General features: G+C 35.3%; 16 protein-coding genes. 7 read left to right on the forward strand and 9 right to left on the reverse strand.

The annotated features are described in order from the left end of the window. Window positions 1-92 precede the first annotated feature (92 nt). The 4 genes from EG339_RS19605 to EG339_RS19615 are packed head-to-tail and all read left to right on the forward strand — an operon-like array spanning window position 93 to window position 945. Window positions 93-299 (forward strand): bacteriocin, encoded by a 207-nt coding sequence (locus tag EG339_RS19605; protein WP_123871586.1) that lies wholly within the window; start codon window positions 93-95, stop codon window positions 297-299. Window positions 300-314: 15 nt separating this feature from the next. Then, window positions 315-473, forward strand: coding sequence for a bacteriocin (locus tag EG339_RS19610; protein ID WP_123871587.1), 159 nt, complete (start codon window positions 315-317; stop codon window positions 471-473). A gap of 28 nt (window positions 474-501) precedes the next feature. After that, the gene (locus tag EG339_RS24350) at window positions 502-660 is read left to right on the forward strand and encodes a hypothetical protein (protein WP_164465363.1); all 159 of its coding nucleotides are present in this window, start codon (window positions 502-504) and stop codon (window positions 658-660) included. A 36-nt stretch (window positions 661-696) separates the two neighbouring features. Then, complete coding sequence (locus tag EG339_RS19615; RefSeq protein ID WP_123871588.1) at window positions 697-945, forward strand: hypothetical protein; 249 nt, start codon at window positions 697-699, stop codon at window positions 943-945. Window positions 946-1,114: 169 nt separating this feature from the next. Here EG339_RS19615 and ychF read toward each other — a convergent pair whose 3' ends face one another. The 4 genes from ychF to typA form a co-directional block, all read right to left on the reverse strand. Further along, complete coding sequence (ychF, locus tag EG339_RS19620) at window positions 1,115-2,206, reverse strand: redox-regulated ATPase YchF (RefSeq protein WP_123871589.1); 1,092 nt, start codon at window positions 2,204-2,206, stop codon at window positions 1,115-1,117. Window positions 2,207-2,381: 175 nt separating this feature from the next. Then, window positions 2,382-2,933, reverse strand: a complete 552-nt coding sequence (locus EG339_RS19625) for a ferritin (protein WP_123871590.1) — start codon at window positions 2,931-2,933, stop codon at window positions 2,382-2,384. A gap of 304 nt (window positions 2,934-3,237) precedes the next feature. Then, entirely contained in the window at window positions 3,238-4,851 is a 1,614-nt protein-coding gene (locus EG339_RS19630; RefSeq protein WP_123871591.1) for a glycoside hydrolase family 10 protein, read from the reverse strand. A gap of 139 nt (window positions 4,852-4,990) precedes the next feature. Continuing rightward, window positions 4,991-6,796, reverse strand: coding sequence for a translational GTPase TypA (gene typA, locus EG339_RS19635; protein ID WP_066693368.1), 1,806 nt, complete (start codon window positions 6,794-6,796; stop codon window positions 4,991-4,993). Window positions 6,797-7,020: 224 nt separating this feature from the next. Between typA and EG339_RS19640 the strand changes: the two genes are divergently transcribed. Further along, on the forward strand, window positions 7,021-8,520 hold the full coding sequence (locus tag EG339_RS19640; protein ID WP_123871592.1) for a right-handed parallel beta-helix repeat-containing protein: 1,500 nt from the start codon (window positions 7,021-7,023) through the stop codon (window positions 8,518-8,520). A 21-nt stretch (window positions 8,521-8,541) separates the two neighbouring features. On the opposite strand, the gene EG339_RS19645 is transcribed toward EG339_RS19640, so the two are convergent. Next, on the reverse strand, window positions 8,542-8,793 hold the full coding sequence (locus EG339_RS19645; protein WP_123871593.1) for a DUF1294 domain-containing protein: 252 nt from the start codon (window positions 8,791-8,793) through the stop codon (window positions 8,542-8,544). Between the two features lie 141 nt (window positions 8,794-8,934). Between EG339_RS19645 and EG339_RS19650 the strand changes: the two genes are divergently transcribed. Next, window positions 8,935-9,291 (forward strand): hypothetical protein, encoded by a 357-nt coding sequence (locus EG339_RS19650; RefSeq protein WP_123871594.1) that lies wholly within the window; start codon window positions 8,935-8,937, stop codon window positions 9,289-9,291. An 82-nt stretch (window positions 9,292-9,373) separates the two neighbouring features. Here the strand turns inward: EG339_RS19650 and EG339_RS19655 are convergent, their stop codons facing one another. Together EG339_RS19655 and EG339_RS19660 are read right to left on the reverse strand one after the other, a co-directional pair. Next, the gene (locus tag EG339_RS19655) at window positions 9,374-9,922 is read right to left on the reverse strand and encodes a type 1 glutamine amidotransferase domain-containing protein (RefSeq protein ID WP_123871595.1); all 549 of its coding nucleotides are present in this window, start codon (window positions 9,920-9,922) and stop codon (window positions 9,374-9,376) included. 189 nt (window positions 9,923-10,111) lie between these two features. Then, complete coding sequence (locus EG339_RS19660) at window positions 10,112-10,786, reverse strand: YceI family protein (protein ID WP_123871596.1); 675 nt, start codon at window positions 10,784-10,786, stop codon at window positions 10,112-10,114. 294 nt (window positions 10,787-11,080) lie between these two features. On the opposite strand from EG339_RS19660, the gene EG339_RS24355 reads away from it, so the two are divergent. After that, window positions 11,081-11,245 carry a bacteriocin-like protein gene (locus tag EG339_RS24355; protein ID WP_164465364.1) on the forward strand — a complete coding sequence of 55 codons (165 nt, stop codon included), beginning with the start codon at window positions 11,081-11,083 and terminating at the stop codon, window positions 11,243-11,245. Window positions 11,246-11,416: 171 nt separating this feature from the next. Here EG339_RS24355 and cas1 read toward each other — a convergent pair whose 3' ends face one another. Both cas1 and cas9 read right to left on the reverse strand, forming a co-directional pair. Continuing rightward, window positions 11,417-12,310: a type II CRISPR-associated endonuclease Cas1 gene (gene cas1, locus EG339_RS19665; RefSeq protein WP_123871597.1), complete on the reverse strand. Its 894-nt coding sequence runs from the start codon at window positions 12,308-12,310 to the stop codon at window positions 11,417-11,419. A gap of 12 nt (window positions 12,311-12,322) precedes the next feature. Further along, window positions 12,323-16,540: a type II CRISPR RNA-guided endonuclease Cas9 gene (cas9, locus tag EG339_RS19670; protein ID WP_123872731.1), complete on the reverse strand. Its 4,218-nt coding sequence runs from the start codon at window positions 16,538-16,540 to the stop codon at window positions 12,323-12,325. Between the last annotated feature and the right edge of the window lie 325 nt (window positions 16,541-16,865).

Below are 16,865 nucleotides of genomic sequence, written 5' to 3' on the forward strand. Positions count from 1 at the left end.
AATATTTATTTGATTTTTTTCTACATCAAGTGATATACAATTAATTATTTTTACTACTTTAGTACACAACTAACTCACTAAAAATCAAAACAATGAAAAATCAAATTTCACCGTTCAGTAAAAAACTGAACAAAAAAGAGTTGAAATCCATTACCGGAGGATTATTGAACTGTATGGAGCCGGTACTTTGCCCAACTCCATATGAACCATGTGAATCTCCATATCCTAATGGCTGTACCATTATTTCTCCCGTGTGCGGACAGAAAGAATGCAGACCGGCGCCCATCACAATAGAATAATGAAAAACCAAGACTATGAATAACGGAAAAAAACTAAACAAGAAAGAGCTTAAGTCCATCAAAGGCGGATTACAGATGTGTCTGGATCCTGAAACCGGACGGTGCATAGATACAGGAATAAGATGCGCTGAAAGAGAGTGCAGGTATGTTCCTGAACCTCCATTTCCTTTTTAAATAGGTATATTAATCTAAAACGAAGATCATGAAAAATCAAAATCTAAACAACGGAAAAAAATTAAATAAAAAAGAATTAAGAGTAATCACAGGCGGAAAAGAAATGTGCCTGCTTGCAGATCTGACTTGTAAAAAGATTTCTTTTGCTTGTGCGGAACTACAATGCCAGCCTGTATTAGAACCCTAGGAACAATACTAAGTCCATTTTTAAGATATAGAAATTATGGAAAAGCAAAACCTGAACAACGGCAAAAAGCTGAACAAAAAAGAGCTGAGAACAATAGCCGGAGGAGTAAAAATATGTTCATACAATGGAGTATGTACCCAGTATGGCCCTTCATGTTATGAACCAGCCTGTCAAGAAGGAGGTGGAGGATCATTAAGATGTACAGATATAGTAAATAAATGTGTAGTTTATTCTATAGAATGCGTAGAACCAAAGTGCCGATTTGACATAGGCATTCCGCTTTAAGGAAATTACAAAAATGCTCTCTGATTTCAGGGAGCATTTTTTGTAATGTAGTATTTATTTCGAATTTCAAACCAGAAATACAAAATCCATTTGTTCCCAATCAATGCAAAAAACGCTCCCAAACAATTATGGAAGCGCTTTTTTATAAAACTAACTTTAATATTTTTTATTACACGTTGAATCTGAAGTGCATGATGTCTCCATCCTGAACTACATATTCTTTACCTTCTACAGAAAGTTTTCCGGCTTCTTTTACTTTTACTTCTGAACCATAAGTAACATAATCGTTATACTTGATTACTTCTGCACGGATGAATCCTTTTTCAAAGTCTGTGTGGATTACTCCGGCTGCCTGTGGAGCTGTCCATCCCTGTCCGATAGTCCATGCTCTTACTTCTTTTACTCCTGCGGTAAAATACGTCTGAAGTTTTAAAAGGTCATAAGCTTTTCTGATCAGACGGTTTACTCCCGGTTCTGTAAGGCCTAATTCATCAAGGAAAATTTCTCTTTCTTCGAAAGTTTCCAGCTCATTGATGTCTGCTTCAATCTGAGCGGCTAATACAACTACTTCAGCACCTTCGTTTTGAGCCATTTCTTCGATCTTACCAATCCATTCGTTCCCGTTTTTGATAGAATTTTCATCTACGTTACAAACATAAAGAACCGGCTTGTTAGTTAAAAGCTGAACATCACCAATGATTGATTTCGTAAGATCATCAACGGCAAATTCTCTTGCATTTTTTCCATCTTCAAGGAATTTCTGTAAATTCTGAAGTGTTTCGTAAGTAAGGATATCTTCTTTCTTACCGGATTTGATGAATTTTTTAGCTTTTTCAACTGCTTTCCCTACTGTTTCAAGGTCTTTCAGCTGAAGTTCAATATCAATAATCTCTTTATCTCTTAACGGATCTACCGAACCTTCTACGTGAACAATATTTCCATTGTCAAAACATCTTAATACGTGGATGATTGCCTCACACTCACGGATATTTGCCAGGAACTGGTTCCCCAATCCTTCTCCTTTGCTGGCCCCTTTTACAAGACCTGCAATATCAACGATCTCAACTACAGCTGGTAAAACTCTCTCAGGTTTTACGATTTTCTCCAATTCAAATAATCTCTGATCCGGTACTGAAACGGTTCCCAGGTTCGGTTCAATAGTACAGAAAGGATAGTTTGCTGATTGAGCTTTTGCATTGCTCAGACAGTTAAAAAGTGTTGATTTACCTACATTCGGAAGGCCTACAATTCCACATTTCATATTGTAAAATTCAAAGTTTAAGGTTTAGGGTTTGAAAGTTCAAAGTATAAGGTTTTAAGTTTAATCCCTGAACTTTCAGCGTGCAAAGATAGTGAAATTTAAGGGAGTTTCATAATAAAAAAATCTGTCAGTGTTCTGACAGATTTTCAGGTTGTTTTTGCTTTGCCGATGATCTTTACGGATTATCTCCTGTGGCTTCCTGGGCCAATGGTACGTCATTCGGTGCTTCCTGTAAGGTTTTATCTAAAGTAAATAAAGACTCGTCTGTAGCCCTGTCACCACCTGCAATTTTTAATTTATCAATGAGGTTCAGCGCTAATGTTTCTTCTTCAATCTGTTCCTGTACAAACCACTGCATAAAATTCCATGTAGCCCAGTCTTTTTCAGCCATGGAAAGATCTACAATTTTGTAGATAGCGGTTGTGTTATCTACTTCATGTTTGAAAACGCCTTCAAAACAGGCTGTGAGCGACTCAGGATCGGCCGGAGGAGCGGGAATAGCCTCTATTTTGGGTTTTCCGCCTCTGTTTAAAATGTACTCCATGAATTTGATCGAATGGTTTCTTTCTTCCTGAGCATGTCTGTAAAGAAAGTTGGCAATTCCCTGATATCCTTTATCGTCTGCCCAAATTCCATACGATAGAAAAACGTGTGATGCATGAATTTCCTTGTTCATCTGATCACTAAGTGCTTTTTCCACTGTTGCGGAAAGTCTGTTAGTATTCATAATGTTATATTTTGGTGATTATAGGACTAATCATGCAAAAATGGTTCCGTGAAGGTTGTTATTTTACTTAAAAATAGATTTTTCAGTTTACAACATTTTGATTTTCATTATTTTAAAATGATAATTTATAGTTATTCTAAAATAAAAGGGTTATGAGTCATACCTTAGCAGCCTCGTTAGCACTTAGCAGAGAATATCACGGAATGAAGGTTAAAATAATACCATAAAAAAGGGTTCAACTTTAAGCTAAACCCATTTATTTTGAAAATTTAATGGCTTTTACCCCGCCATTATTACTTTTTCTTTATTTGACTTTTTTGGCCATATAATCACTCTCGTTTCCTAGCCTATCAATGGCTTTAATGGCTACTGCATTCAGCTTTTTCCCATTTTTGAATTTAGGCACATCTTTGAAAAGGGTATCCAACGGTAAGATTTCAATTTCCCAAACTCCGTCATACTGAGAGAAAAGTACCCACTGGAAAACCTCTGAAGCATTTTTTGAGCTCCATCTTGTCTGTGCATAGCTCCCGTTATCAGCAATAAATAAAGTTGGCGTCTGTAAAGGAACTGTTTTGATCCATGGGGATTTAGGAATTAATGCTTTTTCACTGTATGGTCCGTTTTTCAGAGCCGGAAGCATTCCCGGATTTCTGGTTAACCCAGCAATACTCCAATGGATTTCACCTGCATCATTCTTTAAGATCTTTCTTGAGATCTCAATCTGATTTTTAATTTCTGTCGGGCGGTCATAAGTCTTAATCTCAACCGTATTTAACCCTGGCCATAAGTGACGGTTCATTGTATTTTCTGATTGCCACCAGTTTAACAACGCTTCAAAACCTTGTCCTTTTGAATCAATCGGCCAATACAATTGTGGGGAAAAATAGTCTACCCAACCTTTGTTCAACCATAATTTGGCATCCGCATACAGTTCATCAAACTGGGAAGATCCTACAATTCCTGCCGGATATCCCGGTTTCCAGATTCCGAACGGACTGATCCCGAATTTTACATTATTTTTTTCTGCGTGAATCTCTTTATAAATACGTTCTACAAATCTATTCACGTTGTCTCTCCTCCAGTCTGCTCTTGATAAAGTTCCGCCGCTATTTTGATAAGCGCTCCAGGTTGCATAATCCGGGAAGTCAGCTCCTTTGTTATAAGTAGCATATGGATAAAAATAATCATCAAAGTGAATAGCATCAATATCATATCTTTTTACGATATCCTTTACCACATTGGAAACATGGTCCTGTGTTTTCGGATTAGCAGGATCAAACCAATACATTCCGTTTTTTAATCTCACTACAATGTCTGACATTCTGTTAGCCATTGACATTTTATTTACTGTACCACCATTGGTATGATGAGCACGGTAAGGATTTAACCAAACATGCAGTTCCAATCCTCTTTTGTGGGCTTCTTCAATCCAGAATAACAGCGGATCATAGCTTGGATAAGGCCCTGTGCCTGTCTCTCCGGTCAGGAAGTAAGACCATGGTTCAATATTACTTGTGTATAAAGCATCTGCAGAAGGTCTTATCTGAAAAATAGCAGCATTAAAGTTATTATCTTTCAGCATATCCAGCATACTGATGGCTTCTGCTTTCTGCTGCTCTACGGTAAGATTATTTTTTGAAGGCCAGTTGATATTGGCAACGCTGGCAATCCATGCGCCACGGAATTCTCTTTTAATCTCAGGAAGATTTGTTCTGAACGTTTCGTCTGTTGAATTTCCTGTGGCTGGTTTTACTGCTACAGGCGGTTTTGGCTGGGTTGTATTATTGTTAGGGTTAGGTTTTGTTGTATTTTTAACAGGAGGTGTCTTTGTAACATTGTTCTGAGTGGAACATGAAGTACTGTAAGATGCAAGAACTCCCAATAAAACGATAAGTTTTAGTTTACTCATTTTCATAACCTTAAAACTACTTTAAATTATATTTGATATTTCGGATATTCTTTTGAAAAAATAAACATTTTTTCAATTCTTTAGAAAAAAAGCCTCGAAAAATTCGAGGCTTTTCTATATGATATTGATTGTAAATCAGGATTTATTAAGCTTTCGCTGATCTTTCAACTCTTTTTCTTTCTTCTTCAGAAAGGATTTTCTTTCTCATTCTGATGAAGTTTGGAGTAACTTCAATAGCTTCATCAGCTTGGATGTATTCCATACATTCTTCCAGAGAGAATAAGATTTTCGGAGCAACTCCTGTATCTTTATCTTTTCCAGCCGCACGCATGTTGTTCAGCTGTTTTGCTTCTACGATATTCACAACAAGGTCACCAGGTTTGTTCTGCTCCCCAATAATCATCCCTGTGTAGATTTCCTCACCCGGATCAACGAAGAACTTACCTCTATCCTGTAGTTTATTGATTGAATATTCAGTAGCAGGACCAGTAGTTTTGCTGATCAATACCCCATTGTTTCTTCCAGGAATAGCTCCTTTGAAAGGCTTATATTCTGTGAAACGGTGAGCCATAATAGCTTCCCCTGCAGTAGCTGTTAACATTTGAGAACGCAATCCGATCAAACCTCTTGAAGGAATTTCGAATTCCATGTGCTGCATTTCTCCTTTGGTTTCCATAATGTGAAGGTCACCTTTTCTCTGAGTTGCAAGGTCGATAACTCTTGATGCATATTCTTCAGGAACGTCAACTACTAAAGATTCATAAGGCTCACAGCTAACTCCGTCAATTTCTCTCAGGATAACCTGTGGCTGACCGATTGTCATTTCATATCCTTCTCTTCTCATAGTTTCGATCAAAACTGATAAGTGAAGAATACCTCTACCGAATACAAGGAATGTATTGGCATCGTCCGTCTGCTGAACTCTTAATGCTAAGTTTTTCTCTAATTCTTTAGTTAATCTTTCTTTAAGGTGGTTAGAAGTAACATATTTACCGTCTTTACCGAAGAAAGGTGAATTGTTGATAGAGAACGTCATGTTCAGAGTAGGCTCATCAATAGCCGTTCTTTCCAATGGTTCAGGGTTTTCAAGATCTACGAAAGAGTCACCGATCTGGAAAGCGTCGAAACCTACTACAGCACAGATATCTCCTGCCTGTACTTCAGTTACTTTTTTCTTTCCTAATCCTTCGAAAACATAAAGTTCTTTTACTTTACCTTTCAACACTTTTCCGTCAGCCTGTGCTAAACCAATCCATTGAGATTCTTTGATCTCTCCTCTTGTTACTTTTCCGATAGCAATTCTTCCTAAGAAAGAAGAGTAATCAAGAGAAGTAATCTGCATCTGAAGGTTACCCTCCGTTACAGTTGGAGCAGGAACATATTGTAAAATACCATCCAATAATGGTAGAATATCTTCAGTTTGTTCTAATGAAGTATTGAACCAACCTTGCTTGGAAGAACCGTAGAATGTTGGGAAGTCCAACTGTTCTTCAGTAGCTTCAAGGTTGAAGAATAAATCAAATACCTGATCGTGAACTTCGTCCGGGCGACAGTTTGGTTTATCTACTTTATTGATAACCACTAATGGTCTCAATCCTAATTCCAAAGCTTTCTGAAGTACGAATCTTGTTTGTGGCATTGGTCCTTCGAACGCATCCACTAACAGGATAACCCCGTCAGCCATTTTTAATACTCTCTCTACTTCTCCACCGAAATCCGCGTGACCAGGAGTATCAATTACGTTAATTTTAGTGTCTTTATAAGTAACAGAAATATTCTTGGATAAGATGGTGATCCCTCTTTCTCTTTCAAGATCATTGTTATCCATAATTAATTCTCCACTCTCCTGATTTTCTCTGAAAATGTTGGTTGCGTGGATGATTTTGTCAACCAAAGTCGTCTTCCCGTGGTCAACGTGTGCGATAATCGCAATATTTCTAATGTTTTGCATATAGGATTTTTACGGGTGCAAAAATAGTGATTTTAAATGAATTAATTAAAAAGTTTATGCAATATTTAACAATTTCATAATGAGAAAATTAGATAATTCTCTTTTCTAAAGTCAAAAAAAACTTGTTGCGTCAAGTTCTGGCGTCCTCCCCTTTTACCTTTGTTTTTGTGATAATCCTACAAGGTTATCGACGATCAATAATTAACTTTTAAAAACAAACAAAAATGACAAACAACTTAGGATTACTTACCATTAAAGAGTTTATTGATTCTCAAGACCCTGCATTAGATAAGGAAATTATTACCCTGATTGATCACAACAGTGGAGAACTTGTTAATTTAAAGAAGCAAAATACTCCACTTCCTGATAATGGCTGTTATCTGTACTGGACAAAAACCAACAGTGATGAGTCTAAAGCTTATTATAAAAGGATTGTCACCAATGATATTTCCGTAAAAATTACAGGTGCATCCGGAGATGGCAATTCAGATGATTCGGATAAGATCCAGCAATTAATTAACGAAATGGAAATTGGTCAGGTTTTGCATCTGGACAACAAGAGGTATATGCTTTATAAACCATTACAAATCAATAAAGCGATAAAAATTACCGGTTCCTCTACAAAAAGCCAGGTTAGCTTTCCTCCTTTCCTTATCACCCATAATAATGACGGAATCAATATCAACACATCCGGAGTGGTACTGGAGGGTTTTGGAATCTACAATATTGTCTGGCATACAACTTCGCCTAATCATTTTACCGGAATCAGAGTCAACGGAACTTCAGATAGCCACATGTATGACATCTTATTCAGAGATCTTCAAATAAGGGGATATCAAACTGCTTTGGAGGTGAATTACCTCTGGTCTTCACAAATTCAGACAGTAAAAACAGAAAACTGCCAGACAGGAATTCTGGTTAAAGGATTATCTGTTAACAATGAAATTTCCAACAATACGTCCATTTCCATCCATGAAGCTTATGATATCCCTGACAGTCGCGGAATATGGTTTGAAGGAAGCGCACCGAAAGAAGGCTGGAGGATTATTGACACTTTTATTTTTAATGTATATGAAGGAATTTATGCTGAAAAGACCTCTCACGTTAATGTATTCAACAGCATGATTGATTTCTGCAGACATATAGGTATTGTGATTGCAGAAGAAAGCTATAATTGGAATATTAACAGCAATTACATCGCCCTTTCTCATCCAGGATACGGAGTTTATTTAGCCAATGATATCAATAATTCTTTATTTACAAGAGGAAATAAAATTATTGACAATGATATATTAATCTACAACCACCAAAAACAGGATGATATCTCCATTGGGATTAATATTGTTGGAAAGGGATCTCTTTATGATGATGTAAGGGGAAATTCAATTAAAAATTTCAAAGTATGTGATATCAAGGCAGATCCGGGATTACAGACAACAATTACACATAATAAGTGCCTGTCTGAGATCAATCCTAATATTATAGGAAATTTTATTACCAACGACAACCTGGGAACGGTCTATTATCAAAATGCCAATGATGCTCTTTATCTGGGTAAACTAAAAATTACCTATGCAGATCATTATCCTCCGGTTTCCTCTCCGGAATGGAAACGGGGTGATATTATTCTGAATACAAATCCCACTGCTGATAAGCCAATTGGATGGGTTAACACAACCGATGTAACAAATACTTGGAAGCCTTTTGGTATTATTAATAACTAACGATCAGCAACTTCTAAAAAATTAATGTCTGATCAAACGGTAAAACAATATAACATCAATAAGAACCACCAGGAAAAACTTCACCAGGAAAGATTTTTTGGAAACCTTATGGTTAAAGACAATCATCCCGGAGGCTGCGCCAATAATTCCAATTAATGAAAGACCTAAAAGAGCATTCTCAGAAACCCGCCACTGCTGTCTTTTGGCCTGTAATTTATCAAATCCAAAAACTCCAAAGGTAATAAAGTTAGCGATCAACAGAAAAGGAATCATTCTACGGTTAATTTGCTGCAAAAGTAATGCATAATTTATATATGAAAAAATTCTCTGGTCATTGCCTGCTGGTCTACGTCATATTTTATTATACTTTTCAGAATAAGATTTTCTAAATTTGCCATCCATAAAAATGAATCGATGACAGTACATGATTTAGCCGGAAGCTATTCTATTAAAGGGAGTAACCAGGAAGCATCTGAACAGGTTTCCTACCACGGCACATTAATTTTATCGGTTGATGAGAATGCCCGCATTATTGCCCGATGGATCATCGGGGATCATATCCAGAACGGAACGGGATTCTATAAAGACCGTATTTTGGTGCTTAACTTCAACTATGAAGGTGATGACCAAAAAATCTATAAAGGTGTTGCTGTATACCGTTGTCTGAGCCAGGATATTCTGGATGGCTTCTGGTCTGAAAAACATGGTAACCCGCTATATCTTGGAAGTGAATATTGCGTGCGTATTCAGAATTCATGGATCTTTAACTGATCCGTTTTTAAAATAAGAAATCTTAAAAAATATAAAAAGCCCGGAATTATAAAATTCCGGGCTTTTATGTTTTAAATACATGCTATAAAGCTTGTCCTGCATGCTTTCCTTCTTTAAATTCTTCCACCATTTTAGCATTAAAAGCAGGGAGATCTTTTGGAGTTCTGCTTGTGACAAGGCCATTATCAACTACTACTTCTTTATCTTCCCAATGGGCTCCTGCATTAATAAGGTCTTTACTGATAGATTTCACAGAGGTCATATTTCTTCCATTAACCACTTTTGCATTGATTAGTACCTGGGGGCCGTGACATATTGCCGCAACAGGTTTATTCTGTATAAAAAAATCTCTCACAAATGACAGGGCTTGTCCGTTTGTCCTTAGTTGATCAGGATTGATGACACCGCCGGGTAAAACTAAAGCATCATATTCAGAAGCGGTTACTTCATCCAGTGTTTTATCAACATGGTAATCTTTTCCCCAGTCTTTTTCTGCCCATGACCTGATGGTTCCAGCTTCAGGACTTACAATATGAGCTGTCCATCCCTGCTGTTCCAAATACTCCTTTGGTGATTGAAGTTCACTTTCCTCGAAGCCGTTAGTGGCCAGAATTGCAATTTTCTTTGACATGATATTATGATTTTGGGTGTTATCTTTAATGGAAAGAAAAAATAATGCCGCAAGAACGTTATAAATTCCTAAAAAAGGTTAAAAATAAACACAAAATAGATTCAACAGACTAAACAATAAAGAAGACTTATTCATCAAAAAGAGCTGCCTTGAATAAGACAGCTCAATATTATTAAAAAGTTGATTAACTTATTTTTTAGCTTTTACATCGATAGCAATTTCGATGTCTTTGCTGATCATCCATTCTGCAGGATCTGCTTCAGAAGTTCCGAATTTGATTCCCCAGTCTGTTCTGTTTACGGTAAATTTAGCCTGAATAGCAGCAGTATTATCTGCTACATCTACTTTAGCAGGGAAAGTTACATTCATTGTTTTTCCCATTAATGTAAGGTTTCCGCTTACGGTTTTGTTAGCTCCTGCTACAGCATCTTTCGGTGCTTCTTTCAGGTCTGCTACGCTTGTAATTTTGAAATCTGATGTTGGATTTTTAGCTACATCAAAGAAATCAGGATTTTTAAGGTGAGCTTCAAGATCTGCTGGTTTTTTATCTTTTTCAGTTACTGATGCAGGGTCAACTTTAATAGAAGTCATATCGATATTGAAGTTTCCGGCTACCAATTGTCCACCTTCAATATTCAGGTCTCCGGATTTTACATTAAGAGTTCCCCAACGAGGTGCAAAACCTCCTTTGTGGAAAGCTTTCCAGTTTACTACAGAAGCTGCAGTATCTACTGTTAGTGCTTCACCTTTACCTTCAGCAACTGTCTGCTCTGTAGCTACTGATGTATCTGTTTTTTCTTTATTGGTACATGATGCAGCCATTAATCCTACTGCCACTAATGCAATTACGCTAATTTTTTTCATATTATTGAACTGTTTAAAAAGTTTATTTGTTTTTCGGATACAAAAATAGAAAAACCATATGGGCCTTTCCTTATCATACATCAAGAAATGTAATTTTTTCTACCAACGTTAGGAATTATAACATGGTGTAAAATAAACGAGAACTGAAACGATTTATTTCATCATTATATATTATGTCTTTCCATATCATAAATTTTCATCAGCCTTTTACAATATTCAAGTAAAATATTTTATGTTAAATCCCAGAACCAAGAATAATTTATATATTTAGCCGTTACAAATTAAAACTATACTATGAAAAAATTCAAAAAAATCTCCAGAGATCAATTAAAAAAAGTAAATGGCGGAGGTAACAGAGATGGTATTTGCCAGCCACAATACATGCTGATTTGCGATGCCGTTGGAATTTGCGGACCAGAGCCAGACGCAGCTTGTAATTGTTATTGCGTTCCTATCTAATACAATGAGATCCCTCAAATTAGAGGGATTTTTTATATAAGAAGTTTCAAAAATTATTATCTTCGTGATTAGTCACAGCTTTTTTGGCAATGTTACTGCGATACCCCCGGTTGTGAATTGCTTTCAATACTAAAACCCACATAATCCGGTATGCATTAAACCTTTCGGCATTCATATCAGTTCAGGATAAGAAATCAATCTTTTTTCACCAGTATAGCATTTGTAAAGCGACGAAGCTGTTGTTTTAACAGCAACCAGCAGTGGCCTCGTTTTATCGTCGATGCGTACATCTTTGGTAGCAACCTGCAAAATATGAGCTTTAAATTCCTTCGTCAGTTCTTCTGTATCAGGATAAATTTTCAGCCACTGCATCACCAGTAAATCAATAAACGGGCGGTAAGGTTCCATTAGGTCATCGGCAAGACAGTAGGGATTGTATTTATTTTTATGAAAAATTCCAAGAACAGGCAGTAATCCAGTTTCCACAATAGCTCTGGCGACAATACTTCTGAGAACCGCATACCCGAAATTAAAGAACTGATTGGGTGATTCTCCAAAACGCTGTCTCAAAAAATCAAGGCTGATCAGATATTTCCAGTAATGCTGAGCTGCAATACCTTCCATATTGGTTATATCCCCAGACTTTACATTTTTTTGGTATTCAACCATCGGTTCATAATAGTTTTCCAATTTCATCAGAACATTTTTCTGGTTTTCAATTTTACATTCCACGGTTTGCTTCCAAAGCTGCTTTTTTAATGGTTCACTTGCTTCCAACTGATCTTTTACCCGGTCGGAATGTTCGGTATGCCCATACAGTGGAAGCATTATTCCGTGAGGCAAATGATGAGCATCACAACTAATGACCACCACGTTATTTCCCATCATTTTCTGGATGAGATTATGGGAAATAGTAATCTGATAATGATCCAGCATCAGTAAGCCTAAATCTTCCACAGGGACACTCCCCTTTTCCGTTTTGGTTTCCGGACAGAGAATCTTCATCTGCTCGTCTTTGAGCTTAAGGTAAGCTGGATTGCCGATGTAGATGGAGCGGGTGATCATGTTATAAAAGTTTTAATATTGTCCTACTTGAACTATTCTTCCCAAGTGATTTAAACGGACCTTCAAAATGCCTTTTAATCCACTTAATCCTTCCCTTCTCCAGGTAATACCTTTCAACACAGAATTATCTTCAACCGTAGTTTCTAAATGATGTCTAAAGAAATAGTCTTTTGTTGCAATTTTCTGCACCCTGAACAGATGTTTTGAAATTAAGCTCAGATTCTTATCATCAGATAAATCCACTTCTTTAGGATCAAAATCTTCTGATGGAAATAAAAACATTTCATTCTGTTTCATTGTAAATAAAAATTTCCAGCCTAATTGAGAATTATATTCTTTATCAATAACCTGTAAATTCTGATTCACTCTTTCTACAGCTTCATAAAAACTCACAATTTTCTCCTGTAGATTGCCTTTTTCATCTTCATAAATTGCAACATGATGATTATTTCCTGTACTCACGAAATCAGCGGCTATTCTTTGACCGTTTTCGTCTAAAATGTCTTTTCCTAAGTGATCTTTTTTGTAATGCAAGGCTTCGGCATTATTAATTCCTGTAATAGTAACCGTCTTTATTGAAATTCCTTTTGATTTGTTAAGCCAGATCGGATTCTTTTCCAAATCTGAAAAGGCTTCTTTAGAGTTTCCGTTAAATTCTTTTAATCTTTCAGTTAGAATATCACGAACTTCTTTATCAATAACTTTTTCAATATTTTTGAAATCTTTAAAATTATCCGGATTAACAACTTTCCTGATGGTATAACCTGTTTCATACCAGGCTAAAGTTACGGTTTCAGGTAATTGCTCCGTTTTTTCAGCATTAAGAAATATTGGATTTTTAGAAATAATATTTTTCCCAGTGAATGCTTTTTTAGAATCTCCGCCAAACTCCTGTAATCTTTTTAGAAGAGCATTTCTGTATTTTTCATTTTGAACTTTCTGAATCGTCTCTAAATCAAATTTTCCAGATATTTTTTCTTCTTTTGTTTTAAGAAATTTCGAACTTCCATAAATTGTTTCTTTATGAAGCTGTCCTCTCGGAGTCAGCTCTGTTTTTGCAATTACACTTCCTTTTTTCTTAATTCTATTAATGTTTTTGGTTACTACTTTATTTTTAGCTTTATGAGAAATTAATATTTCATCCAAGTGCTTCTTGGCTTCTGTTCTAAGATTTTTAACAGGCTCTTTGAATCTTCTTTCCTTGGAACCGTTTTTCTTTTCAAGAACTTCTGTAATATTATTTTCAATATTTGTAATTATTTTATGCTCTTTATGTTCCTCATTTTTTCTTGCATTTAAATAATTTAAATACTGAATATGATTATGTGTGGTAAAAGCAACCGTTAAAGCATCCATTGCGTGATGACGATGGTCGTTTCTCTTCGTCCAATCAATGATTCTTTCTTTTTCCTCTCCTTTGGAATTTGCAATTAATTCCGTCAAACCTAATTTTCTGTACTTTTCAAGATTAAGTTCTTTCATTGTGTTGACGAGATTCCAGTCTTCCCGAAGTTTATCGGTAATTCTTCCCGAAGTGGAAACCACAGAATTAGTAATTCCAAAAAGGATTTCTTTAGATTTTTTAGCAATATATTGCGTATTTCTTAAATCTCTTTCAATGAATCCTTCCCCTATTTCAGAACCTTTTTTCTGTAGCTTTTCATATTTTGCTTTGGTTATAATACCTTTATCATAAAGATCTTTTATGACATTAAGAAATTTCTCCAATTTTTCTTTTCCTTCATTTTCAAGATAGTCGAAAGCCGTAAAATTTCCTTTTTTAAGATTAGCACTTCTCGGAACTAAGACTTTATTGGAGAAACTATCGTCAAAAAATCGGGATTGAGGTATGATATGGTCAATATCATATTTCTCAGTAAATAAATTTTCCCGTTCAATTTTTACATCTGTGTATAGATCTTTAAAACCGTTATTTGCCAATTCCAGATATAATTTATATCGGATGATATCATTTCTTGAAGGACTTTTTATCCCAAATTCTCTTTGCAAAACTTCCGCATATTTCTGGTGCTGTATAGTCGCTTTGTTAATTTCAGAAGTCATCGTAGCGCGTTCTTCTGCATTAAGTTTGAGTTCTCGCGCCAATTCTATTCTTATTTCATCAGGTCTTCCGTATTCCTTTGAAACTTCATTCACAAGATTAATCATCTGATTCAAAATCTTTTCAACTACAGGATTTCGTAAAGAATTTTTAGGAAGAATATCCAATTGTTCTTTCAAAATCCGGTTCTCCAATTGCTCTTTGGTCAAAGAATTTTTAGAATGACTTCCATAACCTGCAAATTCACAAGCACTTGGTTCATTAGGTCTCTCCTTTCTTCCTCCATATGAAAATCCAGCTTTTAAATGAGTAATAATCTTTCGCATTGCCTTAGAGCTTAAACTTCCATAATCCTGAGAAAAACCAATTTCAGCTAATATTTTGGAATGCTCTTTTTTAAATCCAAATTTCCTCTCCAATAATTCATATAATTTTTCGTTTCCGGAAGGAGAATCATCACCTTCATAGGAATATAGTAAATGCCACAGTTGGTAAGAAGCTTGTTTTTCAAAATCATTTCCTTCCAACTCCGGATTAAAATCCAGAATAGATGTATCAATTCCTAATCCTGAAAACTTTTCTCTGACAAATAATTTTATAATTTCTGCAGAAGCATTTACTTTAGAAACTTTAATTTCGTCATCAATGGTCAATTTAAATTCTTTTGGGAATTCTGTTCCTTCACTGGCAATAATCTTTAGAAAAGCAGAATATAAATTTTCATTGGTATAATTTCCTTCAATCTCTTTGAAATTAGTTTTCCATTCTTTTCCTGAATATCCAACAAGATCTAAAACATCTTTTGCAGAAAGTTTTCCTTTTATATTAACTTCATCAAAAATAGATTGCTTGAAATCTAAATCTATTGGGAATATTTCCTTTGTATCTACATTTTGAAATTGTAAATTATTCAGAACCTGCCATATTTTAAACTCCTGAAACAAGGGAGACGATTTCGGTGCCACTTTTAGCCCAACAGTTTTCTTTTTTGTTTTTCCATTTTCTGTTACTTCAATTTCCCTGTTTTCAAACTCACAGATACTGATTAAACCTTTCTGTGATTTGAGCTTCCTCTGATAGAAAATGATAATATCCCGAATTTCTTCCTTTAATTCTTTCGTTAATTCTTTATAATATTTTGATTGAGTTTCCCATATCTTCTCAAATTCATCTAAGTAATCCTGTCTGTAGAAAACCTGATTTTTAAGCTTTGTATGAGGGTTTGCTTTCAACTGTTGAAATAAATATTCTCCAACCGTTTGATTATGAAAATAAAGCTCTTTACTTCGATCACTAATCGCTCCTAAATAGCCGCTAGAATTATTCAGATTGCTGTTAATTTCCTGAAATACTACAGCTAAACTTTCAAAATCCAATTGTTTCTTTACCGCTTCGCTTCTCCAAAAGTATTTTTCAACTTTTTTTTCCTGCATTGTTCCGATTTGCTTAATTCCAACGAGAGAAAATGGTTCTTTCAGAATTGCCCAAGTTGCATTTTTATTTTTGCCTTGTAATTCTTTATAAAGATCATCGGTTAAGATCTCTGAATAATATTGTTTCTGAAAATTCCATACTTTATCAAATTCAGCCTGTAAATCTGAACGGTAAAAATCCGGCAATTGTTTTTTTCCCTGCTGCAAAAGTTGATATGAATATTCTCCGGGTGTTATATTCTCTTCATACAATTTTTTGGCAACAGCCATTCCGTCTATAATCTGCCCTTCATCTTCATTTTTAGCTTTGCGGCTGCTTTTATACCCTCTTTTTTTATTGATAAGAAGCAAAACTCTGGCGAATTCTGAAAGTTCTATTTTTTCTTTTGCTGCCTTTGCTCTTAATTCCTGAGTCTGAAATGTTGAATTTTTGCCAACTTCGGCAAGTAAGTCAGATTCTTTAAGAATATTATTTTTCTTTAAAACATCAATAAGGTTGACTCTTCTTAACTTAAACCGTTGAAGATTTCTTCTCGCACTTCTGGCTAAAGTTCTTCCTGCATTAGTTGTAATCGGTTTTCCTTTTTCAAAATTCAACTGTTCATCAACAGTTAATGGATTTACTCGAACCCCTAATTTGATAATTTTATTGTTTTCAGAATTTTTAGAATCCTCCTGAACGTAAGCCCAGCCAATTGATGAAACTCCCAAGTCCAGTCCAAGTATATTTTTAATCATAAGTATCAGTTTTTTGAAGTAAATAAAAATAGGAAGAAAAAAATTATTAAAAATGAGGTTTTCCGTAAACCATTCAAAGAAATTTTATTTTATATTTGTATCAATAATTTTGAAAGCAATTCACAATAAGGATTATTCCGTTGTGAAAACATTTAAGGCGGGGTAACTCGCCTTCTTTATTTTATAACAAATCATACAATTTTAGTATATTTGCAAAACAATTAGGCAGCTAAAAAAAACTGCCCAATTGAAATTGTTTTTATTTACGTTTTTTGCAATAAAAACAGAAAGGCTTAGATAGATGAACTATCTTTTTGCTTCG

The sequence above is a fragment of the Chryseobacterium bernardetii genome, assembly GCF_003815975.1.
Classification (GTDB): domain Bacteria; phylum Bacteroidota; class Bacteroidia; order Flavobacteriales; family Weeksellaceae; genus Chryseobacterium; species Chryseobacterium bernardetii.

Bases quoted from the DNA above. Each gene is read 5' to 3' on its own strand.
- EG339_RS19605 (WP_123871586.1), top strand. From the start codon at position 93: ATGAAAAATCAAATTTCACCGTTCAGTAAAAAACTGAACAAAAAAGAG.
- EG339_RS19610 (WP_123871587.1), top strand. From the start codon at position 315: ATGAATAACGGAAAAAAACTAAACAAGAAAGAGCTTAAGTCCATCAAA.
- EG339_RS24350 (WP_164465363.1), top strand. From the start codon at position 502: ATGAAAAATCAAAATCTAAACAACGGAAAAAAATTAAATAAAAAAGAA.
- EG339_RS19615 (WP_123871588.1), top strand. From the start codon at position 697: ATGGAAAAGCAAAACCTGAACAACGGCAAAAAGCTGAACAAAAAAGAG.
- ychF (WP_123871589.1), bottom strand. From the start codon at position 2,206: ATGAAATGTGGAATTGTAGGCCTTCCGAATGTAGGTAAATCAACACTT.
- EG339_RS19625 (WP_123871590.1), bottom strand. From the start codon at position 2,933: ATGAATACTAACAGACTTTCCGCAACAGTGGAAAAAGCACTTAGTGAT.
- EG339_RS19630 (WP_123871591.1), bottom strand. From the start codon at position 4,851: ATGAAAATGAGTAAACTAAAACTTATCGTTTTATTGGGAGTTCTTGCA.
- typA (WP_066693368.1), bottom strand. From the start codon at position 6,796: ATGCAAAACATTAGAAATATTGCGATTATCGCACACGTTGACCACGGG.
- EG339_RS19640 (WP_123871592.1), top strand. From the start codon at position 7,021: ATGACAAACAACTTAGGATTACTTACCATTAAAGAGTTTATTGATTCT.
- EG339_RS19645 (WP_123871593.1), bottom strand. From the start codon at position 8,793: ATGATTCCTTTTCTGTTGATCGCTAACTTTATTACCTTTGGAGTTTTT.
- EG339_RS19650 (WP_123871594.1), top strand. From the start codon at position 8,935: ATGACAGTACATGATTTAGCCGGAAGCTATTCTATTAAAGGGAGTAAC.
- EG339_RS19655 (WP_123871595.1), bottom strand. From the start codon at position 9,922: ATGTCAAAGAAAATTGCAATTCTGGCCACTAACGGCTTCGAGGAAAGT.
- EG339_RS19660 (WP_123871596.1), bottom strand. From the start codon at position 10,786: ATGAAAAAAATTAGCGTAATTGCATTAGTGGCAGTAGGATTAATGGCT.
- EG339_RS24355 (WP_164465364.1), top strand. From the start codon at position 11,081: ATGAAAAAATTCAAAAAAATCTCCAGAGATCAATTAAAAAAAGTAAAT.
- cas1 (WP_123871597.1), bottom strand. From the start codon at position 12,310: ATGATCACCCGCTCCATCTACATCGGCAATCCAGCTTACCTTAAGCTC.